The sequence below is a fragment of the Blastococcus sp. TF02A-30 genome, assembly GCF_003319185.1.
Taxonomy (GTDB): domain Bacteria; phylum Actinomycetota; class Actinomycetes; order Mycobacteriales; family Geodermatophilaceae; genus Blastococcus.
Genome location: NZ_QOHJ01000008.1, coordinates 111,946 through 135,937, shown reverse-complemented (window position 1 = coordinate 135,937; position 23,992 = coordinate 111,946). Strand labels below are relative to the sequence as shown.

The 23,992-nt window shown below is 75.1% G+C and carries 17 protein-coding genes; 7 read left to right on the top strand and 10 right to left on the bottom strand.

What is annotated here, in order from left to right:
- Positions 1–11 precede the first annotated feature (11 nt).
- Both DQ241_RS17970 and DQ241_RS17965 read right to left on the bottom strand, forming a co-directional pair.
- Positions 12–512 (bottom strand): MarR family winged helix-turn-helix transcriptional regulator, encoded by a 501-nt coding sequence (locus DQ241_RS17970; RefSeq protein ID WP_113831578.1) that lies wholly within the window; start codon positions 510–512, stop codon positions 12–14.
- Positions 513–551: 39 nt separating this feature from the next.
- Positions 552–1,514, bottom strand: a complete 963-nt coding sequence (locus tag DQ241_RS17965; protein ID WP_147252403.1) for a hypothetical protein — start codon at positions 1,512–1,514, stop codon at positions 552–554.
- A gap of 244 nt (positions 1,515–1,758) precedes the next feature.
- On the opposite strand from DQ241_RS17965, the gene DQ241_RS17960 reads away from it, so the two are divergent.
- The gene (locus DQ241_RS17960) at positions 1,759–3,063 is read left to right on the top strand and encodes an alpha-hydroxy-acid oxidizing protein (protein WP_113831576.1); all 1,305 of its coding nucleotides are present in this window, start codon (positions 1,759–1,761) and stop codon (positions 3,061–3,063) included.
- A 161-nt stretch (positions 3,064–3,224) separates the two neighbouring features.
- Here the strand turns inward: DQ241_RS17960 and DQ241_RS17955 are convergent, their stop codons facing one another.
- The 5 genes from DQ241_RS17955 to DQ241_RS17935 all read right to left on the bottom strand — a co-directional run bounded on the left by DQ241_RS17955 (position 3,225) and on the right by DQ241_RS17935 (position 12,372).
- Positions 3,225–5,843, bottom strand: coding sequence for a penicillin-binding protein (locus DQ241_RS17955; protein WP_233492536.1), 2,619 nt, complete (start codon positions 5,841–5,843; stop codon positions 3,225–3,227).
- Between the two features lie 205 nt (positions 5,844–6,048).
- The gene (locus DQ241_RS17950; protein WP_233492549.1) at positions 6,049–8,280 is read right to left on the bottom strand and encodes an MMPL family transporter; all 2,232 of its coding nucleotides are present in this window, start codon (positions 8,278–8,280) and stop codon (positions 6,049–6,051) included.
- A 239-nt stretch (positions 8,281–8,519) separates the two neighbouring features.
- Positions 8,520–9,563: a glycosyl hydrolase family 28-related protein gene (locus DQ241_RS17945; RefSeq protein ID WP_113831573.1), complete on the bottom strand. Its 1,044-nt coding sequence runs from the start codon at positions 9,561–9,563 to the stop codon at positions 8,520–8,522.
- A complete protein-coding gene (locus DQ241_RS17940; RefSeq protein ID WP_113831572.1) occupies positions 9,553–10,914 on the bottom strand; it encodes an O-antigen polymerase in 1,362 nt (453 codons plus the stop codon). Before DQ241_RS17940 ends, DQ241_RS17945 begins: the two co-directional genes overlap by 11 nt.
- 33 nt (positions 10,915–10,947) lie before the next feature.
- On the bottom strand, positions 10,948–12,372 hold the full coding sequence (locus tag DQ241_RS17935) for a Wzz/FepE/Etk N-terminal domain-containing protein (protein ID WP_113831571.1): 1,425 nt from the start codon (positions 12,370–12,372) through the stop codon (positions 10,948–10,950).
- A gap of 440 nt (positions 12,373–12,812) precedes the next feature.
- On the opposite strand from DQ241_RS17935, the gene DQ241_RS17930 reads away from it, so the two are divergent.
- Complete coding sequence (locus DQ241_RS17930) at positions 12,813–14,282, top strand: polysaccharide biosynthesis tyrosine autokinase (RefSeq protein WP_113831570.1); 1,470 nt, start codon at positions 12,813–12,815, stop codon at positions 14,280–14,282.
- A gap of 20 nt (positions 14,283–14,302) precedes the next feature.
- On the opposite strand, the gene DQ241_RS17925 is transcribed toward DQ241_RS17930, so the two are convergent.
- Together DQ241_RS17925 and DQ241_RS17920 are read right to left on the bottom strand one after the other, a co-directional pair.
- On the bottom strand, positions 14,303–14,845 hold the full coding sequence (locus DQ241_RS17925) for a YdcF family protein (protein ID WP_158545971.1): 543 nt from the start codon (positions 14,843–14,845) through the stop codon (positions 14,303–14,305).
- A gap of 55 nt (positions 14,846–14,900) precedes the next feature.
- On the bottom strand, positions 14,901–16,220 hold the full coding sequence (locus DQ241_RS17920) for a UDP-glucose/GDP-mannose dehydrogenase family protein (RefSeq protein WP_113831568.1): 1,320 nt from the start codon (positions 16,218–16,220) through the stop codon (positions 14,901–14,903).
- 343 nt (positions 16,221–16,563) lie between these two features.
- On the opposite strand from DQ241_RS17920, the gene DQ241_RS17915 reads away from it, so the two are divergent.
- Positions 16,564–17,268 (top strand): acetyltransferase, encoded by a 705-nt coding sequence (locus tag DQ241_RS17915; protein ID WP_233492535.1) that lies wholly within the window; start codon positions 16,564–16,566, stop codon positions 17,266–17,268.
- A gap of 50 nt (positions 17,269–17,318) precedes the next feature.
- Positions 17,319–18,857, top strand: a complete 1,539-nt coding sequence (locus DQ241_RS17910; RefSeq protein ID WP_113831566.1) for an FAD/NAD(P)-binding protein — start codon at positions 17,319–17,321, stop codon at positions 18,855–18,857.
- A gap of 45 nt (positions 18,858–18,902) precedes the next feature.
- Here the strand turns inward: DQ241_RS17910 and DQ241_RS17905 are convergent, their stop codons facing one another.
- Positions 18,903–19,844: an NAD-dependent epimerase/dehydratase family protein gene (locus tag DQ241_RS17905; protein ID WP_113831565.1), complete on the bottom strand. Its 942-nt coding sequence runs from the start codon at positions 19,842–19,844 to the stop codon at positions 18,903–18,905.
- 453 nt (positions 19,845–20,297) lie between these two features.
- On the opposite strand from DQ241_RS17905, the gene DQ241_RS17900 reads away from it, so the two are divergent.
- The 3 genes from DQ241_RS17900 to DQ241_RS17890 are packed head-to-tail and all read left to right on the top strand — an operon-like array spanning position 20,298 to position 23,973.
- Entirely contained in the window at positions 20,298–22,139 is a 1,842-nt protein-coding gene (locus tag DQ241_RS17900) for a nucleoside-diphosphate sugar epimerase/dehydratase (RefSeq protein ID WP_113831564.1), read from the top strand.
- Positions 22,136–23,293, top strand: a complete 1,158-nt coding sequence (locus DQ241_RS17895) for a DegT/DnrJ/EryC1/StrS aminotransferase family protein (RefSeq protein WP_113831563.1) — start codon at positions 22,136–22,138, stop codon at positions 23,291–23,293. Before DQ241_RS17900 ends, DQ241_RS17895 begins: the two co-directional genes overlap by 4 nt.
- Positions 23,290–23,973 carry a sugar transferase gene (locus DQ241_RS17890; RefSeq protein ID WP_113831562.1) on the top strand — a complete coding sequence of 228 codons (684 nt, stop codon included), beginning with the start codon at positions 23,290–23,292 and terminating at the stop codon, positions 23,971–23,973. The genes DQ241_RS17895 and DQ241_RS17890 overlap by 4 nt, the downstream gene beginning before the upstream one ends.
- The last annotated feature ends 19 nt before the right edge of the window (positions 23,974–23,992 follow it).

The following is a 23,992-nucleotide window of genomic DNA, read 5'->3' as shown; positions in this document are numbered from 1 at the left end:
GCTGCACGGGGTCAGCGGCGGGAGCGGGCGGCCGCGGAGACCCGGGCCAGGGCGTCGGTGACGACGGAGGCGTCGTCACCGAGCAGGTGCAGCAGGTGGGCCACGAGGTCGTCGTGGGTGTGCCGCGCCTCCTCGAACCGCTCCCGCCCGGCGGGGGTGAGCCGCGCGTGCAGCAGCCGTTTGTCGGCGCCCACGCGCTCGCGGAGCACCAGGCCCTCCTCGACCAGCCGGGTCACCGTGCTGGTGACCCCGGGACGGGACAGCCCCAGCGCGTCGGCGAGCTCCCCCATGCTGGCCCGTTCGCCCGGCGACTCGGCGAGCCGTCGCAGCGCCTCGAACCCCGTGAGGGAGAGACCGTGCTGGAGGTGGAGCGCCGAGTCGACCCGCCGGGTGATGCGGTCGTGCACCTGCACGATGCGCAGCCACGTCTCGGCGGGGCGGGGAGCGACACCGGGAAGAGCGGCGGGATCCCGGGGGATCCCGCGCGCGAGCGCGTCCTCGGACCGTTGCACGCGGACATCGTCCCCCCGTCGAGGGACGTCGAAACCGCCTCAGGCGCGTCCGGAGCGGCGCTGCCGGCGCGAGCGGTCGGCGACCGGCACCAGCACCCCGGCGGTGACCACGAGCGCTCCGGCGGCGGCGACCAACGGCACCAGACCCACGGCCCCCGAGGCGACCTCCTCGGTGCGCGCGGCCACCTCGAGCGGCACGTCGGCGACGGCGGCCGACCGGTCGCCGACGACGGCGAGGGCGGCGGGGCCGAGATCCGCCTGCTCCGGGATGAGCACCTCGGCGGTCACCGAGCCGTCGGCCGCGGCGGTCGCCTCGCCGATGACCACGTCGCTGCCGGCCAGCCCGATGGTCACCCGCTCGCCGGGCTCGAAGCCGGCGACCCGCACGGTGACGGCGGCGCCGGGAGCGACGCGCTCGGCAGTCGGCCGCGGTGCGGCGGAGGGGACCGGCGTCTCCCCCGGGGCGGTCGGCCGGCCGGTGGGGGCCGGGGTGGGGGCCGTGGACGGCGCCGGCCGGGACGGCTCGGCCGTCGGCCGCGGGGGCGTCGTCGTCCCGGGGGCGCTGGTCGTCGGGGCCGAGGGTGCCGGGGACGTCGGAGCGGACGGGGTCGGGGCCGGGGGCGGCGGTGAGACGACGGCCGCGCAGTCCTCCTCGGTCGGCCGGGTCAACGTCCAGTCCTCGAGCTCGTCGACGGAGGAGGTCCCCGAGCCGTCGCGGGCCCGGTACTCCAGGCGGGCGTCGATCGTCTCGCCGGGGGCGACGTCGTCGGTGCTCAGCACCACGCTCTGACCGGGCTGGAGCTCGGCCTCGTCCTCCCCGCCGGGGGTGCGGGTCGTGGCCAGCCGGACGAAGTAGGGCAGCGTGCCGGCGACGACCTCGACGGCCAGCCCACCCGGACGGCAGCTGGGACCGTGCGTCACCCGGGCGTCGGGACGGGTGGGGTCGTCGATCGCAGCGGCCGGTGCGGCGACCGCGACGGCCGCGCCGAGGAGGAGCGTCACCAGGCAGGTGACCACGCCCGCGTGCACGAGCGGCCGCGGTGCCCCGGGCGCCGTGGCGCCCCGCTGGATCGTCCTGATACCTGCTCCCCGTTTTCGATCCGTTCCGGTTCCCGATGATGACGGACATCACGCTTCGTCGCCACCCCGTCACCGGACTTTTCGGGGAGCGGGCGGCGTGTCGCCTGGCGTGTCGGGCCCAGAGGCCGGGCGCACCGGCTGAGAGCTCGGTCACTACGGTGGCCGGGTGAGCGAAGCAGGGACCGGCCGCCGCCGGCAGAACGAGGTGTACCGGGCGGGCGTCTACGGCCACCTCCCGCGCGTGCCGACCACCGCCCGGGCGCTGCAGGCGCGGGCCAAGAAGGCGCTGAACCCGCGCTCGTACGCCTACGTCGCGGGCGGCGCCGGCGACGAGGTCACCCAGCGGGCCAACCGCGCGGCGTTCGACCGCTGGCAGGTCGTGCCCCGGGTGCTGCGCGACGTGAGCAGCCGGGACACCAGCGTCGAGCTCTTCGGCCGCCGGCTGCCCGCCCCCCTCCTGCTCGGCCCGGTGGGCGCGATCGAGCTGGTCCACCGCCAGGCCGACCTCGCCGTGGCCCGGGCCGCGGCCGCCACCGGCGTGCCGATGGTCTTCTCCAACCAGGCCTCGGTGTCCATGGAGGAGTGCGCGGCCGTGATGGGCGGCTCGCCGCGCTGGTTCCAGCTCTACTGGTCGACCTCCGACGAGCTGGTCGAGAGCCTGGTCGGGCGGGCGGAGAAGGCGGGCTGCGACGCGCTCGTGGTCACCCTCGACACCACCATGCTCGGCTGGCGGCCGCGCGACCTCGACCTGGGCCACCTGCCGTTCGCCCTGGGCAAGGGCATCGCGCAGTACACCTCCGACCCGGTCTTCCGCCGGCTGGTCGAGGAGCGCGCCGCGCAGACGCCGGCGCCCGACCAGCCCGGCGCCTCGGCCGCCCGCGACGCGCAGCCCCGGCCCACCCCGGCGGCGGTGCGCGCGCTCATCGGCATGGCACGGGCCTGGCCGGGCTCGCTGCGGGAGAACCTGCGCTCGCCGCTGCCGCGGGCCGCCGTCGAGACGTTCCTGTCGATCTACTCGCGGCCGTCGATCACCTGGGACGACCTGGCCTGGCTGCGCGCGCGCACCAGCCTGCCGATCCTGCTCAAGGGCGTGCTCCACCCCGACGACGCCCGCCGCGCCGTGGACGCCGGGGTCGACGGCGTCGTCGTCAGCACGCACGGCGGCCGGCAGGTGGACCGCTCGATCCCGGCGCTGGACGCGCTGCCCGACGTCGTCGCCGCGATCGGCGACCGGGTGCCGGTGCTGCTGGACAGCGGGATCCGCAGCGGCGCCGACGTCTTCACCGCCGTCGCCCTCGGCGCGCGGGCCGTCCTGCTGGGCCGGCCGTTCGCCTGGGGGCTGGCGCTGGCCGGCGAGGACGGGGTCCGGCAGGTGATCGAGGACGTGCTGGCCGAGTTCGACCTCACCCTCGGCCTGACCGGGCACACCGCCGTCGACCAGCTGTCACCGGACGTGCTGCGCCGGGTCTGACACGCCCGGGGACGGCGACACTCCCGGGCGCTCTTGACGGCCGGGAGTGGCCTGGCTCACAGTTGGTGCGGGGCGGGAGAGCCGGCTAAGAGTGGCCATCCACTGCTGGATGGACCGACCAACGCGGCCAGACCGTCAGGACCGGCCTCCCGCCCCCACACTCACCCACTCGCCCCAGGGCTGCTCGTCGGCGTGGGCTCCGGCTCCGGCGTGGGTTCCGGCGTCGGCGTCGGCGCGAGCGTGGGTTCCGGCGCCGGCTCGGGTTCCGGTGCCGGCTCAGGCGTCGGTGCCGGTGTCGGCGCGGGTTCCGGTGTCGGCGTCGGGACCGGCGCGGGTTCCGGTGTCGGCGTGGGCTCGGGTTCCGGCGTGGGCGCGGGTTCCGGTGTCGGCGTGGGCTCGGGTTCCGGCGTGGGCGCGGGTTCCGGTGTCGGCGTGGGTTCGGGTTCCGGCGTGGGCGCGGGTTCCGGCTCCGGCGTGGGCGCGGGTTCCGGCGGCGGCGCCGGGGGCACGTACCGGGCACCGTTGCTGACCAGGACGGTCACCGTGTCGGTCGTGATCCGCACCGTCGTCCCGGCACCGGGCTGCACCCCGACGACCTGTCCCGCCGGCCGCGCGCTGTCGACCGGCACGGCCGTCGCTGCCAGACCCGAGCCGGCCAGCAGGGCGAGGCAGCTCTCCGCCGGCCCCCCGGCGCAGCCACCCGGGACCGTGCGGTACTGCCCCGTCACGTGCTCCGGGTCCGCCGGCGGGAACGGGACCGGCGCGCGCTGGGTCAGCACCGGCGCCACCGCCTCGCGCCAGATGGTGGCCGCCGTGCCGCCACCGAAGCCACCGACGTCCTGGTTGCGCACCGGGTTGTAGACCATGACCGAGGCCGCGATCCCGGGCGTGTAGCCCGCGAAGGCGATCGAGTAGTTGTCCTGCGTCGTGCCCGTCTTGCCGGCGATCTGGTAGCCGGGCACGTACGCCCGCCGACCGGTCTGCCCCGGGTGGCCGGGCTCCACGTCCTTGCGCAGCGCCTGGGTGATCGTGTCCGCGACACCGGCCGGGATCGCCTCCGGCGTGCAGCGGTCGGCCGGCACCACCGGCTCCCCGTCGGCGCCCAGGAGCGGCTCGCCGTCGCGGTCCAGGACCGCGTCGACCGGGGTGGGCTCGCACGCGGTCCCGCTCGCGGCCAGGGTCGAGTAGGCGACGGCCAGGGCGAGCGGGCTGGTCGCCTCCGCGCCGAAGGTGAACGAGCCCCGGTTCTCCGCGATGACCTCCTCCGCCACCGGCGCGAGGGAGGACAGCCCCATCCGGAGGGCGGCGTCCACGGGGCCCGCGACGGAGCCCAGCTGGTCCTCGAGCGCGAGGAAGTAGGTGTTCGACGACCGGTAGAGGGCTTCCTCCATGTCCAGCGTCCGCGGGTACCGGCCGGCGTTGCGGACGTCGTAGGCGCCGTCCCCGTCCCGGTACACCGAGGAGACGTACGGATCGGACGTCGTGATCCGGTGCTCGAGCCCGAAGCCCCGCTCGAGCGCGGAGACCGCGGTGAACACCTTGTACGTGGACCCGGCCCCCTGCCCGGCGGCGGTGGCCAGGTTGACCGAGGTCTGCGTCGGATCGGCGGCGTCCACCCCGTAGCGGCGGTTCACCGACATCGCCAGCACCCGCCCCGTGCCGGGCTCCACGGCGGTGAAGATGCCGGCGCGGGGGTCCTCGAGTGCCAGCGCGGCGGTGACCGCGGCGTCCCCGGACCGCTGCAGCGGCGGTGAGAGCGTCGTGCGGATGGTCAGCCCGCCCGTCTCCAGCTGGTCCTGGGTCAGCCCGAGCGTGCCGGTGAGGTGCTCGACGAGGTAGTCGCAGAAGAAGCCGCCGATGCGGGCGTCGACGCACCCGCGGGGGCTCGGCGTCCCCGGCGTGAGGACGACCGGCTCGGCGCGCGCCTCGGCGGCCTCGCGCGGGGTGATCGTGCCGAGGTCGAGCATCCGCCCGATGACCACGTCGCGGCGCTCGGTCGCCGCCTCCGGCGAGACGAACGGGTCGTAGCTGGAGGGGCTCTGCACGAGCCCGGCGAGCGTGGCGGCCTGGGCCACGGTGAGCGCGTCGGGCGTCACGCCGAAGTACGCGTGCGCCGCGGCGTGCACCCCGTAGGCGCCGGCGCCGAAGTACACGCGGTTGAGGTAGCGGGTGAGGATCTCGTCCTTGCCGTACTCCTGCTCCATGCCCAGCGCGAGCTGCGCCTCCCGGACCTTGCGCCCGACGGTCTCCTCCGTCGCCGCCGCGCGTTCGCCCGGTGTCCCGGCCGCCTGCAGCCGGATCTGCTTCACCAGCTGCTGGGTGAGGGTCGAGCCGCCCTGCACCACCTCCCCGGCGAGGACGTTCTTGAGCAGCGCCCGCCCGAGGCCCTGGCCGTCGACGCCGGAGTGCTCGAAGAAGCGGGCGTCCTCGATCGCCACCACGGCGTCCTTCATCACCGGGGCGATCGCCTCGCCGGGCACCACGGTGCGGTTGCGGCGGTAGAACTCGGTGATCAGCGAACCGTCGGAGGCGAGGACGCGGGTGTTGCCCGCCGGGGTGCGGTGCAGCAGGTCGGCGGAGGCCGGGCTCAGCACGTCGGAGGCGAGGGCGACGCCGCGGGCCGCGCCGCCGATCCACGGCAGCAGGAACCCGGCCGTGAGGGCGCCGGCGAGCAGCAGCGCCGGGATCAGCCGGAGCAGTGCCCGACGGCGGCGTGACCCGGTGGGGGGTGCTTCCTCCCACGCGGGCAGCGGGAGCTCGCTCGACGGACGGCGCGGCACACGGGACCTCTCGGACGACGACGGTTCGCCCCCTCCGGTGCCCGCCGGCGGCGTCGGCCCCACGGATCCCACGCAGACGTCAACGGATCGCAATGGGCGTCGTCGATCCGTCATGGGGCCGCCGCACCCATGACGTGCGAGATCTGCACACTCGTGGCGCCCAGCGGCGTGGATGCCCCGAGTGTGCAGATCTCGCGGAGGGCGGTCAGTCGCGGGCGGCGAGCACCGGCACCTCCTCGTCGCGTCGTCCGTCGGCCTGGGTCGGGAGGACCACCGGAGCCGGCGCGGCCTCGTGCCGCAGCGTCGGCAGCCACTCCAGCCAGCGCGGCAGGTACCAGTTGCGCTCGCCGAGCAGCTGCATCACCGCCGGCAGCAGCACCGCGCGGACGACGGTGGCGTCGAGCAGCACCGCCAGCGCCAGGCCGATGCCCATCTGCTTGAGGCTGGTGAGCGACAGCGTCACGAAGGTCAGGAAGACGAACACCATGATCACCGCGGCGCTGGTCACCACCCCGGCCGACGACGTGATGCCGGAGGTGACCGCGTCGCGGGTGCTGCGGCCGCGGTCCCGGGCCTCGCGGATCCGGCTGAGGATGAAGACGTGGTAGTCCATCGACAGCCCGAACAGGATCACGAAGAGGAACAGCGGGATCCAGTTCACGATGCCGCCGGTCTGGTCGAGCCCGATCAGGTCGGCGCCCCAGCCCTCCTGGAAGACCAGCACGAGCGCCCCGTATGCCGCCGCGACGCTGAGCAGGTTGAGCACGATCGCGGTGGCCGCGATGACCACCGACCGGAACGACACCAGCAGCAGCACGAACGCCAGCACCAGCACGAAGGCGAACACCCAGGGCGTGCGCTCGGCCATGAGCCGCTCGAACGCCACACCCGACGCGGTCTCGCCGGACACCACGACGGTGGCGCCGTCCAGGGCGCCCACCGTCGCCGGGACGACGTCGTCCTCCAGGGCGGCCAGCGCGTCGCGGGAGGCCTGGTCCTCGCCGTCGCCGTCCAGCGGCACCGAGACGACGGCGACCGTGCCCGCCTCGTTGGTCTCCACCTCGACCGGCTCGTTCATCCGACCGGTGGCCAGCGCCTGCTCGCGCAGGTCGGCGATCGCGGCCTGCACCTGCGGCGCGGTGACGTCGTCGGCCTCGATGACCACCTCGGCGGGTGATGCCCCGCCGGGGAACGCCTCGGCGATCCGCTCGTAGGTCTGGATGACCGGCACGTCCTGCGGCAGGTCGGTGACCGCCTCGTTGCGCAGGTCCATGGTGAGCGCGGGGGCGGCGAGCGCGACCAGCGCACCACCGGCGACCACCGCGGCGACCAGCGGCCGGCGCAGCACGACCCGCAGCACAGCCGGCCAGAACCGGCCCGGCCCGGCGGCGCGGCGGCCGATGACCGGCAGCCGGCCCTTCTCGACCTTGTCGCCGAGCCAGCTCATCAGCGCCGGCAGCACCGTGAGCGAGCCCAGCACCGAGGTGGCGACGACGAGGATCGTGGCCGAGCCGATGCCGCTGAACACCGCGAAGCCGGTGAGGAACATGCCGGCCATCGCGACGACCACCGTGATGCCGGAGATGAGGATCGACCGGCCCGAGGTGGCGGCGGCGATGTCGAGCGCGTCGACCGGACCGGCGCCGCGCGCCCGCTCCTCCCGCTCCCGCTTGAGGTAGAAGAGCGAGTAGTCCACGCCCACGGCCAGGCCGATGAGCAGCATGACGATCTGCGCGCTGTCGTCGACGCCCCAGATCTGGCTGGTGAAGCCCAGCAGGCCGACGGCGCCGGCGAACGCGCTGAGCGCGAAGACCAGCGGCAGCACCGCGGCGACGATCGCGCCGAAGGCCAGCAGCAGGACGGCGAGCGTGATCGGGATCGAGAGCAGCTCGGCGCGGGTGAAGTCGTCCTCGAGCACGTCGCCCAGCGCGAGCTCCGCGCTGGTGCCGCCGAACTGCTCGACCAGCACGTCGTCGTGGTCGGCTGCGACCGCGGCGACGGCGTCCTGGATGGGCTCGATCCGCTCCTCGGCGGTGTCGGGATCGCCGCGGATGTCGAACGTCACCAGCGCCGACCGGCCGTCGGGCGAGGTCAGCGGGGCGCCGTCGAGCGGGCTGGTCAGGTTCTCGACGTCGGGCTGGGCCGCGAGCGCGGCGACGACGTCGGTCAGCGCGGCGTCGGCGGCGCCCTGCGCCACGTCGTCGGCGCGCTGGACGAGGACCATCTCCGAGGCCGGCTCCTCCCAGCCGTTGCGGTCGAGGATCTCGGCGGCCCGCGCGGGCGCGCCGACCTCGGTCTCCGAGCCGGTGCGCTCGCCGCGCTGGAGCATCCCGCCCAGCACCACGGCGAGCACCACGAAGGCCAACCAGCCGAGCACCGCGGTCTTGCGGTGCCGGGCGCTCCACCGCCCCATCCGGCCGGCGATGTTGCCGGACATGTCCACTGCAGTCTCCTGTCGTCGTCCCTGGTTGCGTGCGGGATCGACCCTCGCGGCGCCACGGCGCGCGGCCCATCCGGCCACCTGGCGTCTCGGAGTCGGGCTCGCCCGACTCCGGAGGGCGGATCGCCCGGCGAGCAGCCTGGCGACGCGCAGGGCGCGACGGCATCGGGGAAGCCACCCATCGGTCCCGGTTTCCAGCGGGCGCGGCGCTCCGGGATCACCCCCGGCCGGGTCGTTCAGGAGCCGTAGTCGGGCGGGAGCTGGTGCCGGTCGTTGCCGGACCGGTCGATCACCGGCAGCCGGTTGAACGCGTTGGGGGCGAGGACGACGTGGTCGGCCCCGGGGGCGATCGTCAGCTGGGGCGCGATGTCGCAGCCGACGATGGTGATCCCGTGCCCGGCGATGGTGAGGCTCTCCTGGTTGAGCAGCCGGCTGGAGCTGATGTTGACGCCGCGCGATTCCTCCGTGAACCGCAGGTCGCCCAGGGTCGACGCGACGACGTAGGTGTCGTTGCACCCGCCGAAGTCGATGGCGCACAGCCCCTGGGTCTCCAGCTGCACGAAGGAGCGCGGCACCGAGGCCAGCTGCTGGTCCTCCGAGATGTGGACGGCGTAGCGCTCCGAGCCGGAGTCCCCGCCGGTGCGCCCGACGTCGACCTGCGTGGCGCGGAACTGCGATCCGGCGTCGGGGCTCTCGAAGTCGATGCAGTAGCCGTCGAAGTCCACGACCGACACCGCCTGCAGCGACTGCTGGCCGTCCGAGCCGGACAGGACCAGCCCGCGGCCGGAGTGCACGGACCCCTGGCCCTCCACCGACAGCTCGGCCAGCGAGCTGCGCGCGGCGAGCCGCGCGAAGTCGTCGTCGTGGGCGTGCAGCAGGACGGTGTTGTACTTGCCCCCGCCGACCAGCCGCGTCGTCTCGGGGATCTCCAGCGTGCGGCTCAGGACGTAGGACCCCGGGGGCACGTAGACGTACGGCGAGTCGGCGAGCGCGGCCTCGAAGGCGGCGGTGTCGTCGGTCGAGCCGTCCCCCACCGCGCCGTACGCGACGACGTCGGCCATCGACGACGGCGGCGGCGTGGGGGTCACCCGGTTACCGCCCGATCCCGGCGAGCCCCCGCTGCCCTCGCCGTCCGCGAGCGCCCGCCACCCCAGGAAGCCGCCGGCGCCGACCACGGCGGCCGCACCGGCACCCTGCAGGAAACGCCGGCGGCTCCGGGCGGACGCCTGTCCGGCGTCGTCGGGCCGCCGGTCCGCAGCCGGCACGGGCTCATCCGGCACGACCCACCTCCGCCACCTCGTCCGCGCCGGCGCGCGGAGCCGGGCCGGCCGGGCGTGGCCGGCCGATCCACCAGATCACCAGGTACAGCACGATGCTCATCACCGCGGCGTAGCGGTTGACGAACGTCGCCAGCCCGCTGAAGCCGACCAGCAGGCCGCCCAGGACGAGCGCCCGCGGGGAGCGCGCGGCGTGCTTCGCCGCGGTGCCGACGAGCATGCCGACGACGAGGGCCCCCAGGATCGCCCCCGGCGCGCGGAAGTCGCGGTACCAGGGCTCCAGCCAGGTGTAGACGTTGGTCTTGGCCGGCATCTCGGTGAACGGCGCGATCTCCGCCCAGGGCGTCGTCCCCGGCACCAGCTTGAGCGGTACGGCGAAGGTCGCCCGCCCCCAGGTCTGCGGGTTGAAGTCCCCGTACGCGTTGCCGAGGTCGTTGGGGTCCGGCCACCGCTCGTCCCGGCTCTCGACGAGCTTGCCGAACGCGGGGATGCCGGAGGTGGCGTAGTGGAAGACGCCGACGAGCGGGGTGTCCCGGATCGCCGGGTCCACGGAGGCGACCACGGCGGCGTCCTCCGCCCCCGTCTTGCCCAGCGCCACCGCGATGCCCTGGAAGGTCACCACGCCCACCACGGCGAGGGCGAGGAGCCCGGCCAGCCGCCGGCCGGGCGGCGTCCGGCGCGCGGGCGCCGCACCGGAGCCCGCCCGCAGCAGCAGGATCCCCAGCACCATCGCGACCGCGACGAAGATGTTGGTCCGCTGCAGCGTCGCCGCCTGCGCCAGCAGCAGGTAGGCCGCGATGGCGAGGCGCAGCACCAGCGGCCGGCTGCGCAGCCCCTGCACGAGGTCCGGCACGACCGTCAGCGCGAAGCAGAGCGGGCCCAGGTAGAAGAGGACCTTGCCGTACAGCGGGAACTGCTCCAGGTACCCCGGCCCGTCCTCCGACCAGGCCCGGATCGAGCTCGGATCGGTGAGCAGCACGTCGAGCCCGAAGGCGGAGTCCACCGTCCGCAGGTAGACGGCGAAGCCGGCGGAGAAGGCGAGCAGGAGCAGGAGGTAGACGCGGTAGGTGGTCAGGGGGCCGGCCGCCGCGCGGGGAGCCGGGTCCTGGTCGCGGCGACCGCGGGTCAGGACGACGCCCATGTTGAACGCGACGATCGCGCCGGTGACGACCGCCCAGGCGAACGCCGACAGCGGGTCGAAGTTCATGACCCCCGAGCCGAGGACGGCGCAGGCCGCGGCCCACGCCGCGTTGTGCGGGACCACGGCGAGGAACAACCGCCGGTCCAGGGAGTACGCCACCACCGTCCACGCGGTGAGCACGACCGAGAGGATCGACGCGTAGGTGTCAGACACGGCGCCACCCCCGGCCGCCGCGCGCGAGCCGGGTCAGGACCGGTCACCCCCGCCCGCCGTCGCCAGCACCGCCCGACGCGTCGCGACGGCCCCGCCGCGCTCGGCGTCGGCCCGGTACCTGTGGCTGGGGTCGACGACGTCCGCCGTCGGTGGCACGTCGGTGAGGACGACACCGAGCAGCGCCGCACCGCTCGCGGGCACCACGCGTGCCGCGGCCGCCAGCCGGCCCTTCCGTGCGCCGCGGTACCGGGCGGCGAGCAGGCAGCCGTCCCCGGGCCCGGCGAGGGGGAGCGCATCCGCAGGCCCGCGCACCGGCGCGCTCTGCACGAGCACGTGGTCGTGCCCGGCGGCCAGCGCGTCGAGCACGGCCCGCGCGGCGGGCGACCGCAGCAGGCCGCCGTGGTCACCGGACAGGTTGCCCGGTGGGACGACCACCACCCGCCCCTCCGCCATCCGGCGCGACACCGCGGAGAGCGTGGCGGCGCCGGTCAGCACCTCGCCGAGCCCGTCGATGCCGGTCGCCGTGCCGCCGCTGCCCGGCCGGGGGTCGGCGACCACGACCGCGACCCGGCGTCCGTCGGCGACCAGCGCCTCGGTGAGCGCGCGGACCACCGCCGCCACCCCGTCGCGGCGGTCGGTGCCCGTCACCACCACGACCGGCGGCAACCCGGCGGCGTCGCGCAGTGCCAGGTTGCTCAGCAGGGCCGCGCCCCCGGTGCCTCCCGCGTCCTCCGCGTGCCGGTCCGGCTCGCCCAGCGCACCCACGAGGGGGGCGCCGGTGAGCTCGGTGACGTCGGCCTCGGTCGCGACGGTGGCGCGCGCCCGGTCGTACCAGACGGCCAGCCCCAGACCCAGCAGGAAGCCCAGCGCTCCGCCCAGCCCGAGGCCGAGCTCGAGGTCCGGGCTGACCTGGCGGGGTTCGGCCGGTGCCGCCGACACGGGGACGAGCTCGGTGCGCGCCTGCGCGAGGCCGACGGGGTCCTCAGTCCCCTCCACCCAGGTGACCGCGCCCTCCGCGAGCGCCGCCGCGACGTCCTGCGCGCGGGCGGCGGACGGATCGGTCACCGTCAGCTCGACGACGACCGTGCCCGGCTCCACCGTGGCCCGGACGCCGTCGGCGAGCTCGCTCGCGGGCAGCCCGAGCCCGAGCCGGTCGACGACCCGGGCCGCCAGCTGCTCGCTCTCCAGCGCTTCGGCGTAGGAGGCGGCCCGCTCCCGGGCCTGCAGCGCCGCCTGGTAGACGGCGTCGGACTCGTCGGCGTCCAGCCCGTCGTTCGCGTCGCCGGCCGCGACGGGGACCGGGCGGTCCGTCGAGGCGACGAAGAGGTGCAGCGTCGTGGCGTAGCGGGGGGTGGCCGCCGCGGTCAGCGCAGCGGCGAGCGCCAGCCCGAGCAGGACGCCGCCGAGCAGCAGCACCCACCCGCGCCGGACTGCGTGCAGCACGTCCCCGAGGTCCATACCGTCCCCGCCACCGAGCGGACCCCCGACGGGTCCGCGGGTGCCCCGACCCCGTCGCCGGGAGCAGGAGCACCGGCACGGTACCTGCCGGAACGGCCTCGTCCAGGGGTTCCGGACGCCCCGGACGAGGTCGGTGACGCAGCGGATCCCGCGATCCGGCGCCGGCGGCGGATCCGGTGGCTGTCAGCGGTGATACGACCACGCTCCGCAATCGGAAGGTGGATCTGCGAGCGTCACCGCCTGATCACGCTCCGAACCGAAACGCGGTCGTCCAGGCTCCGGGAGCCGGTCCGGCGGATCCGCGCCCCCCGATCGGCCGTGCGCCGCGCGAGAAGTAGGTCTCAGCGGCCGGATCGCTGATTAGTGTCCCGAGCCGTCTGGTCGGCCGTCGGCCGACCGCGGCTACGGGGAGACCCGCCAGGGCCCACCGACGAAACGGGGTGTTCCGGCTGAACGACGTACTCAAGGCCATCCGGGCCGGACGGTGGATCCTGGTCCTGGCCGTCCTGGCCGGGCTGGGCGCGGCCTACCTGCTCAGCGCCACCGCCGTGCGGACCTACGTGTCCTCCACCCAGCTGTTCGTCACCATGGCGGGGACGACCGACGCCCCGTCGGCCTATCAGGGGTCGCTCTTCACCCAGGAGCGGATGGACTCCTACGCCCGTCTGCTGTCCACGTCACCGACGGCCCAGCTCGTCGTCGACGACCTGGGCGTGCCGCTGACCGCCGACCAGGTGCTCGGCAAGGTGACCGCGGTGCCGGTGCCGGACACCGACATCCTCGAGGTGACGGTCACCGACACCTCGCCCGAGCGGGCCCAGGCGATCGCCGACTCCCTCGGCCGCCAGTTCACCGCCCAGGTGACCGCGCTGGAGAACCCCACCGCCACCCTCGGGCCCACCATCGCGGTGCAGGTCATCGAGCCCGCCACGTTCGACGCCACCCCCGTGAGCCCGTCGGTGCCCCGCTACCTCGTCGTCGGCGTGGTGCTGGGCCTCCTGGTCGGCCTGGGTCTGGCCGTCGCCCGCCAGCGCGCCGACCGGACCGTGCGCGGCGTCGACGCCGTGCGGGACGCGAGCGGCGGCGCGCCGGTCGTCCGCCTGCCGGAGCAGCGGAGCCTGCGGCGCCCGCCCGTGTCGGGCGCCATGGACACGGCCTCCCCGGCCGACCGGGCGTTCCGGCTCGCCGCCCAGGCCGTCGGGCACGGTGGTCGGACGACCGCTCCCCGCGTCGTCGTCGTGACCAGCCCCGCGCCCGACGAGGGGAAGTCGACGGTCGCGGCAGGTCTGGCGGTCTCCCTCGCCCGGTCGGGGCGCCGCGTGCTGCTGGTCGACGCCAACCTCTGGCGGCCGCGACTGCCCCGCTACCTGGGGCTGCCGGACGGCGATCTCGGGCTCACCTCGGCGCTGTCGGGGGCCGCCGACTGGCACGACCTGGTGCAGCGCGCCGACGCCGGCGGGCCGGAGGTGCTCCCCGCCGGGCCGATGCCCGAGGATCCCGGCCGGCTGCTGGGCTCGCCGGAGATGCAGGCGTTCCTGGCCGCCGCGCGCGCGTCCTACGACCACGTCGTGGTGGATGCGCCGGCGCTGCTCCCGGTCGTGGACGCCGCCGCGCTGGCCGCGTCGTCGGACGGGGTCCTCCTCGTCACCCGGCACGGCAGGACGACGCGGACCGACCTCGCCGAGGCGGCGTCGGCCCTGACCGCCGTCGGGGCCAGGCTGCTGGGCGTGGTGCTCAACCGCGTCCCCCGCTCCGCGGCCACCACGACCGAGCGGCAGCCGTACGCGCCCGACACCGGACGCCGGGGGGCCGGCCCGCTCATCCCCCGGCCCGGCACCGCGGAGCAGTCCCCGCCCGACGAGGACCCCGACGCCGACGTCGTCCCCGCGGCCGGATCCGGGCAGGCGTAACGCCTGCTGACGGCCGGCCGTCAGCAGGGATCGGAGAAGAGGGCACCTCCGAGGCCGCCGACCTCGGCGGCCACCTGCCGCGCCCACTGCACCCCGGACAGCCTCGGGCGCGCCTCGACGACGGCGACCTCGGCGTCGGTGCACCGGCCGACCAGCAGGTCGGCCCGCGCCATGTGGAAGGTGCTGGTCACCACGGTGACGTGGGTCCAGCCGCGCTCCTCGACCAGCTCCCCGATGGCCTGCGCCTCGGTGCGGGTGCTCTGCGGGGCCTCCGGCTCGAAGCAGAGGACGACGACGTCGCGGGGTGGCGCCTCGCACAGCGCGCGGGCCGGGGCGTTCACCTCCCCGTCGGCGGCGGAGACCACGAGCAGGCCCGGTCCCGCGCCGGCCAGCTGCAGCGCGACCGGGAGCCGCACCTCCGGGTCGCCGGCGAGCACGACGACGGCGTCCGCCGGCAGCCCGGGATCGCTCGAGGGGAACACCAGGTAGTGCAGCGCCGCGCCGGTGACCAGCACGGCACCCCCGGCGGCCGCGGCCACCCACGTGCGTCGCCGGCGCAGCACCGCCCACCGCGGTCGCACCCGCGGAGCGGCGCCGCCCTCCCCCCGGGACGGCACCTCAGCCGGCGCGGCGGCCGAGGGCGCGGTAGGTCCAGCCGGCGGCCGTCCAGGCCTCGCGGTCGAGGGCGTTGCGGCCGTCGAGCACCCGCTTCTGCCTGACGACGCGGCCGAACGTGACCGGGTCCAGCTCGCGGTACTGCTTCCACTCCGTCAGCACCAGCACGGCGTCGGCGCGCTCCGCCGCCTCCTCCGCGGTGGGGCAGAAGTCCAGGTGCGGCCACTCCCGCCGGGCGTTGTCCAGCGCCGCGGGATCGGTGACGCACACGACGGCGCCCTGCAGCTGCAGCTGCGCGGCCACGTTGAGCGCCGGGGAGTCGCGGATGTCGTCGCTGTCGGGCTTGAACGCCGCACCCAGCACCGCCACCCGCTTGCCCAGCAGCGACCCGTCCAGCACCTCCCGGGCCAGCTCCACCATGCGGATCCGCCGCCGCATGTTGATGTTGTCGACCTCCTTGAGGAACGTGAGCGCCTGGTCGGCGCCCAGCTCCCCGGCCCGCGCCATGAACGCGCGGATGTCCTTGGGCAGGCACCCGCCACCGAAGCCGAGGCCGGCGTTGAGGAACTTCCTCCCGATCCGGTCGTCGTAGCCGATCGCGTCGGCGAGCAGCTTCACGTCCGCGCCGGTGGCCTCGCACAGCTCCGCCATCGCGTTGATGAAGGAGATCTTCGTGGCCAGGAACGAGTTCGCCGCCGTCTTCACCATCTCCGCGGTGGCGTAGTCGGTGACCACCTGCGGAGTGCCCCGCTCGACGATCGGCGCGTACACCTCGTCCAGCAGCGCCCGGGCCGTCTCGCCGTCGGCACCGGCCGGCAGCCCGTACACCAGCCGGTCGGGGTGCAGCGTGTCCTGGACGGCGAAGCCCTCCCGCAGGAACTCCGGGTTCCACGCCAGCAGGGCGCCCGGCACCTTGCCGGTCACCATCTCGCCGAGGCGGGCCGCCGTGCCCACCGGCACGGTGGACTTGCCGACCACCAGCTGACCCGGCTCGAGGATCTCCAGCAGCGACTCCGCCGCCGCGTCCACGTAGCGCATGTCCGCCGCGTACTCGCCCCGGCGCTGCGGCGTGCCGACGCAGACGAAGTGCACCTGCGCACCGGCCGCCTCGCCGACGTCGGTGCTGAAGCGCAGCCGGCCGGACTCCAGCGAGCGGCTCAGCAGCTCGTCGAAACCCGGTTCGTAGAACGGCGGCCGGCGACGGGACAGCCCGTCGACCTTGCGCTCGTCCACGTCGACGCCGACGACCTCGTGACCCAACTCGGCCATCGCCGCCGCGTGGACGGCACCCAGATAGCCACAACCGACGACCGAGATGCGCACAGTTCCTCCGCTCCGTGAGCCGCCCCGGCCCGCGGGGGCGGTCGGGATGGCTGCGGACCGTAGGGGCCGGCTGCGGCACACGACAGGTGTTGGCGCACCGCCACCACCGATCGACCCGACGCGGACCACTCCTCCCCGCCCCGCTTCACCGCTCCGTGACCGATCACGGACGGTGGGTGCGGGAATGCCGGGGCCGGAGGCACGACACGGCGGAACGGCGCCGTGCCGCGATCGGAGACGGTTGCCAAGGGCCCGGTTGCCCTTAACGTCCCCGTCGGTTCGCTCCAGCGGGGGGCGCCGGATCGGTCCGGAGGGGGCTTCGGCGCCCGGGAACGAGGTGACGGTGAGCTTCGGTCAGCGGTCGGTGCACGACGTCTACGGCTGCGGCGGGCACGCGCAGGTGGTCATCGACGTGCTGCGGGCGCGCGGCATCGGCGTCCGCCGGCAGTACAACGACCGGCCGGAGAACCAGCACCCGGCGAGCGTCAACGTGCACCCCGGCATCCGGCGGGTCGGCCTCGGCACCTTCCCGCCGGTCGACGTCCCGGTCGTGCTGGCCGTCGGCATCAACGGCGAGCGGGCCGAGCTCGACCGCATGCTCGACGCCCGTTTCGCGCAGGCGATCCACCCCTCCGCGATCATCGCGCCCACCGCCCGGGTCGGGGAGGGGACGGTGGTGCTCCACGGCGCGGTCGTCCAGGCCAACGCCCGCCTGGGACGGCAGGTGCTCGTCAACACGGCCGCCAGCGTCGACCACGACTGCGTCGTCGAGGACTACGCGCACGTGAGCCCGCACGCCACCCTCTGCGGGCACGTGCACGTCGGCGAGGGGACGCACATCGGGGCCGGGGCGGTGGTGATCCCGAAGGTCCGCATCGGCCGGTGGTGCCGCGTGGGGGCCGGTGCGGTCGTCGTGCAGGACATCCCCGACCACTGCACCGCCGTCGGCAACCCCGCGCGCATCCTGCTCGACCGCACCGGCGAACCCCCACCGGACTGGACGCTGGTCCGGCCCGGTCACGCCGAGCACGGGCTCGTCGTCCCGTGACCCGCATCCCCGCACCCCGACCGACCACCTTCCCGGCGGAGAGGCAGCCCGTGGACCCGCAGATGTTCGACCTCCTCTTCGTCGGGGCCGGCGCCTCGACGTCCTACGTCGTGCTGAGCCTGCTGGGGTCGCTGGACGGGCCTCCCCGCGACCGGCCCGTGCGCATCGCCGTGGTGGAGCGGGCCCCCGACCCGTTCACCGGTGTCCCCTACGGGTCCCGGGCAGCTCCCACGGCGCTGCTCATCACGCCGCTGCGGGACTTCCTGCCGGAACCGGAACGCGGCCTGTTCGTGCGCTGGCTGAGCGAGAACAAGGGCTGGGTGTTCGACGAGTTCCGGGCCGCCGGGGGGCCGTTCTCCACGCGCTGGTGGGAGCGCCACCGGGCCGCCGTCGAGCGCGACGACTTCGACGACCTCTACCTGCCGCGGTACACCTTCGGCGAGTACCTCGGCCGGCGCACCCGGGCCGCCATCGACCAGGCAGCCGCACGGGGCCTGGCGACCACCGAGGTCCTGCGGGACGACGTCGTCGCCGTCGAGAAGGCCGCTCACGGCTACCGGGTGCGCTGCGCCGGCCGCGTCGTCGACACGTCGCACGCCGTGCTCGCCGTCGGTTCCGCCCCCGTCCGGTCACGGCTGCGGCGCGACACCGGGCTCCCGGGGCCCCTGCTGGTCGACGACCCCTTCGACGACATGGGCGAGGCGGTCACGCGCATCGCCGCCGCCGTGCGCGGGGTGCGGGACCGCCCCGCCCACGTCGTGGTCCTCGGGGCCAACGCCGGGACCATGGACATGCTGTTCCAGATCAACGACCGCCTCGGTGCGGACGAGGCGACCTTCACCGTCGTCTCCCCCAGCGGCCAGCTGCCGGAGCGGCTCGACGAGCAGCACGAGCCCCGGCCGTTCCGCGCCGAGCGCCTGGAGGCGCTGGAGCGGGCCGGGACCGCGGCCGCCGTCTCGGTCTACGAGGCCGCGCTCGCCGACATCGCCCGCGGCCGCTCCGCCGGCCTGTCGGTCGCGGACACCCTCGGGCCGATCTCGCAGGCGGTCGGCCGGGTGCTGCCCCTGCTCGCGGAGGACCAGACCGTCGAGTTCGCCGACCGGTGGGGGGTGGCCCTCGGCCGGCACCAGCGACGCGCCGGGTGGGAGTACTGCGAGGTCGTGGAGCACCTGGCCGCAGGGGGACGGCTGCAACTCGTCGCCGGCTCGTTCGTCGACCTGGTCGACGGTCCCGACGGCCGCACGCGGGTCCGGTACGGCGCCGACGGCGGCGAGCACGTGGTCGATCCGCCGGCCGACGTGGTCGTCAACTGCGCCGGCCCGTCCGGCAGCCTGCGCCTCGCCGCCCCGCCGCTGCTGGAGCGGCTGGTCGCCGACGGGGTGTGCCGGCTGACCCCCTCCGGCGGAGGGGTGCACGTGGGCCCCGACCTGGCCGCGGCACCGGGCTTCTACGTCATGGGCCCGCTGCTGGCGGGGAACGTCGTCGCGGGACGGCCCGTCTGGCACATGGAGCACTGCGGCCGGATCAGCGCCTTCGGGGCCACCCTGGGGGCCGAGCTGGCCGGGGCGCTCGAGCCCGTCGGGGCCTGAGGCCCCGCGGTCCGTCCCGGCCGGGCCGGGACGGACCGTTCCGGGTCAGGCGTCGCCGCCCAGGGAACGCCACTGGGCCCGCAGGCCGCTCTCGACGTCCACGGTCGGCTCCCAGCCCAGCTGCCGCCTGATCCGGTCCGCCGAGCCCCCGGTCCGGACGACGTCGCCGGCCACCGCCTCCGTGCGCCGCACGTCGAGCCGGCGGCCCGCGATGCCGGAGAGCACGTCGAGCACCTCGTTGACGCTGATGCTCGTGCCACCCGAGACGTTGAAGACCGCGCCGGGTGGCACCGGGTTCGTCGCGGCGAGCAGGTTCGCCGTGACCACGTCGTCGACGAAGGTGAAGTCGCGGATCTGCTCCCCCGAGCCGTAGACCTCGATCGGCCGGCCGGCCAGCGCCGCCCGGATGAAGCGGTTGAAGGCCATGTCCGGGCGCTGGCCGGGCCCGTAGACGGTGAAGTACCGCAGGGAGACCGTCGGCACGTCGAAGTTGCGCGCGTACAGGGTGCAGAGGTGCTCGGCGGCGAGCTTGGTGACGCCGTAGGGGCTGTGCGGGCTGGGGACGTCGTCCTCGCTGGTCGGGTAGACCTGCGCGTTGCCGTACACCGACGACGACGACGCGTACACCAGGCGCCGCAGATCGGGCGCTCGGCGCGCGGCCTCGAGCAGGCGCTGGGTGGCCAGCACGTTGGCGTCGACGTAGGTGGCGAAGTCCTCCCCCCACGACTTCCGGACGCCGGGCTGGCCGGCCTCGTGGAAGACGACCTGCACCCCCGCCAGCAGCGCGTCGAGGTCGGCGGTGTTGAGGTCCTGGCCCACGAAGGTGAACCCCTCGCCCGGGATCGTCGCGAGGTTCTCCTTCTTCAGCCCCGGGTCGTAGTAGTCGGTCAGCGAGTCCACGCCGACGACGCTCTCGCCCGCGGCCAGGAGGCGCCGGGCGAGCGCGCTGCCCACGAACCCTGCGACGCCGGTGATCAGGACGGTCACGCTGCACTCCTCGTCGTCGAGCGCCGCGGCGCGGTACGCCGGCGCCTGCGGGCCGCGACGCTAACGGCGTCCCGCCCCCGGCAGTAGGGGTGACGGAGCGTCACGCGCGGATCGGCGAGCCGCACCGCCCGGAGCCACCCAGTCGTCACCGAGCGTGATGAGCGGACGAGCGCTCCCTGCGGCCCGATGGTGACGGTGGGTGAACGGCCCCTCGCCGTGCTGCATCGACAGGCCGTGCCCACGGAGGGTGATCAGCAGCGGACGGTACGAGAAATCGCGGCCTGACCTGCGCTTTCACCTCCACGGGCCGGGAACGGCTCCGGTCCGGCTCAGAAGCCGCGACGCGAAGTGGTCGACACGTCCTCGTTCAGCACTACTTTCCGTGTCGATCGGCAGCCGGGGTGCGGTTCCACCGCAGACCACGGCCCACCTAGTCGAATCGGGGGCGAAGACATGGCTCAGGCGATGCCGGCGACTCGCTGGCGGCTCGTCCGCGGCGCCATCCTCGTCGTGGACGTCCTCACGCTGCACGCCGGGCTGGTGCTCGCCACCGCGGCGCGGTACGAGGGGTCGCTGACGCAGACCAGCGGTCGCGGGTTGCTGACCGGCCTGCTCGTGGCCACCGTCGCCTTCCCCGCCGCGGCGGGGGCGCTGCGCCTGCACCAGGGCCGCTACGGCGTGGGCAGCGCGGACGAGCTCAAGGCACTGGGCCTGGCGGTGGGGATGACGGCCCTCGTCCTGCTCGCCGTCGACGTCGCCGCGGGGACGCCGCGCCTGCTGCCGTTGAGCGTGCCTCCCGTCGGGGCGGCGCTCGCCTTCGTCCTCATGCTGGCGGTCCGCCTGGTCATCCGCAGCCAGCGCGAAGGTGCCGTCCGGCCCCGGACCGGGCAGCCGACGCTGGTCTTCGGGGCCGGCGACGCCGGCGAGCAGCTGATCCGCTCCATGCTCGGCGACCCGGCCAGCCCGTACCTCCCGGTCGGCCTCCTCGACGACGACCCGGACAAGCGGCACGCCCGCATCCGCGGCGTCCGGATGCTCGGCGGCCGGGAGCGCATCGCCGCCGCGGTCGCCGCGACCGGCGCGGAGGTGCTGGTCATCGCGCTCCCCTCGGCCGACGCGGCGCTGGTGCGCGACATCTCCATCCCGGCGACCGAAGCCGGCCTGACGGTGAAGGTGCTCCCCCGGTTCTCCGACCTGCTCAACGGCCGGGTCGGCATCCGCGACGTCCGGGACATCAAGGTGACCGACCTGCTGGGTCGCCGGCAGATCGACACGAACGTGCACGAGATCGCCGGGTACCTGGAGGGCAAGCGGGTCCTGGTCACCGGGGCCGGCGGTTCGATCGGCTCGGAGCTCTGCCGTCAGATCGCCGGCTTCGGCCCGGCCGAGCTGATGATGCTGGACCGCGACGAGTCGGCGCTGCACGCCCTGCAGCTGACGATGTTCGGCGAGGCCCGGCTGGACCTCCCGCAGGCCATCCTGGCCGACATCCGCGACGGCGAGGCGCTCCGCCAGCTCTTCGCCGAGCGCCGGCCCGACGTGGTCTTCCACGCCGCGGCCCTCAAGCACGTCAACATGCTCGAGCAGTACCCGGGCGAGGGCTGGAAGACCAACGTCCTGGGCACCCGGAACGTGCTGGACGCCGCTGCCTCGGTGCAGGTCAGCCACTTCATCAACGTCTCCACCGACAAGGCCGCCGACCCGGTCAACGTCCTGGGCCGCACCAAGCGCATGGCCGAGCGGCTGACCGCCACGTACGCCGTCGGCAGCAAGGGGCAGTACCTCTCGGTCCGGTTCGGCAACGTCCTGGGCAGCCGCGGCTCGGTCCTCGAGACCTTCGCCGCGCAGATCGCCCGCGGCGGCCCGGTGACCGTGACCCACCCCGACGTCACCCGCTACTTCATGACCATCCCCGAGGCCGTGCAGCTGGTGATCCAGGCCGGCGCCATCGGGCACGGCGGCGAGGCGCTCGTCCTGGACATGGGGGAACCGGTGCGGATCGCCGACGTCGCCTCGCAGCTGATCAGCATGGAGGGCCGGCCCATCAACATCCTGTTCACCGGGCTGCGGCCGGGCGAGAAGCTGCACGAGGACCTGTTCGCGGCCACGGAGCAGGGCGAGCGCCCCGTCCACCCGATGATCAGCCACGTCCGGGTGCCCGTGCTGGACGCCGCCGAGCTGGCCGAGCTGCGCTCGCCGCACCTGGTGGACCAGATCTGGGGGGACGAACGGAGGGTGCCCGCCAGGCAGCTCGCCGACGAGGAGCGGCGCGCCGTCCGGGCGGTGTCCCGGTGACCGCGACCACCACGGCGCAGCGCGAGCGGATCCTCCTCTCCACCCCGGACGTCGGCCCCCTGGAGGAGCGCGCGGTCGCCGACGCGGTGCGGTCGGGCTGGGTCGCCCCGCTCGGCCCGTTCGTCGATGCCTTCGAGGAGCGGGTGGCCGAGCGCTGCGGGCGCCGCCACGCGGTGGCGCTCTCCTCGGGCACCGCCGCCCTCCACCTGGCGCTGCTCGAGGTGGGGGCCGGCCCGGGCAGCGTCGTCGTCGTCCCGACGCTGACGTTCGCCGCGACCGCGAACGCGGCCGTGTACACCGGCGCCGAGCCCGTCTTCGTCGACTGCGACGCAGGCTCCGGCAACCTGGACCCCGAGCTGCTGGAGCAGGCCCTGGCGACCCTCCGGCGCAACGGCGAGCGGGTGGCCGCCGTCGTGCCCGTCGACCTGCTGGGCCGGTGCGCGGACTACGAACGCCTGCTGCCGGTGTGCGAGCGCTACGGCGTGCCGGTCGTCTCCGACGCCGCCGAGTCGCTCGGTGCCCGCCGCGGGTCCCGGCCGGCGGGTGCCCACGGTCTCGCTGCCGCGGTCTCCTTCAACGGCAACAAGATCATGACCACCAGCGGCGGCGGGATGCTGCTGACCGACGACGCGGCCCTCGCCCAGCGGGCGCGGTACCTGAGCACCCAGGCCCGGCAGCCGGCCGTGCACTACGAGCACACCGAGGTCGGCTACAACTACCGGCTCAGCAATGTCCTGGCCGCCCTGGGCCTGGCCCAGCTGTCCCGGCTGGACGAGATGATCGCCCGCCGTCGCCGGCTGCGGGAACGGTACGCCGCGCTCGTCGACGCGGTCCCCGGGGTGCGGGTGTTCCAGCGGGCGGGTGACGACGCCGACAACTGCTGGCTCACCGCGGTCCTCGTCGACCCGGCGGAGGCCGGGTGGTCCGCCGAGGACCTGCGGGCGGCGCTCGACGCGGACGACATCGAGTCCCGCCCGCTGTGGAAGCCGATGCACCAGCAGCCGGTGTTCGCCGGTGCCCGCAGCTTCCTCGACGGGACGTCGGACCGGTTGTTCGCCACCGGACTGACGCTGCCGAGCGGCTCGGCGCTCACCGACGACCAGGTCGACGCGGTCGAGGGCAGCCTGCGCGGTTTCCTGGGACGGCACCGGTGACCGCGCGGCGGCGGGCCTACCTCCGGGTGAAGCGCGCCGTGGACGTCGCCGTCGCCGGCGCCGGGCTGGTCGTGGCGGCCCCCGTGATGGCCGCGGTGGCGGTGGCGGTGCGGCGCGACCTCGGCTCCCCGGTGCTCTTCCGCCAGGTCCGCCCGGGGCTGCACGGCCGCCCGTTCGAGCTGGTCAAGTTCCGGACGATGCGCATCCTCACCAGCGCCGACGGCGTCGACACCGACGGCGAGCGGTTGACCCCGTTCGGCCGCTGGCTGCGCAGCACGAGCCTGGACGAGCTGCCGACGCTGTGGAACGTGCTGCGGGGCGACATGAGCCTGGTCGGCCCGCGGCCGCTGCTGGTGGAGTACCTCGACCGGTACACCCCGGAGCAGTTCCGGCGGCACGAGGTCCGGCCGGGCGTCACCGGCCTGGCCCAGGTCCGCGGGCGCAACGAGCTGACCTGGGGGGAGAAGTTCGCCGCCGACGTCGAGTACGTCGACACGGTGGGGCCGGTGGTCGACGCGCGGATCCTGCTCGCGACCCTGCGGATGGTCCTGCGCCGCCAGGGCATCTCCGCTCCGGGGACGGCGACCATGCACCTGTTCACCGGCGACGTCCCCGGTGCGGCCGACGACCGCGGCGTCGCTGCCCGGGAGGGCACGGACGCCCGCCGCGGTGCCGCATGAGCCGAGGTCCCCGGCGCGG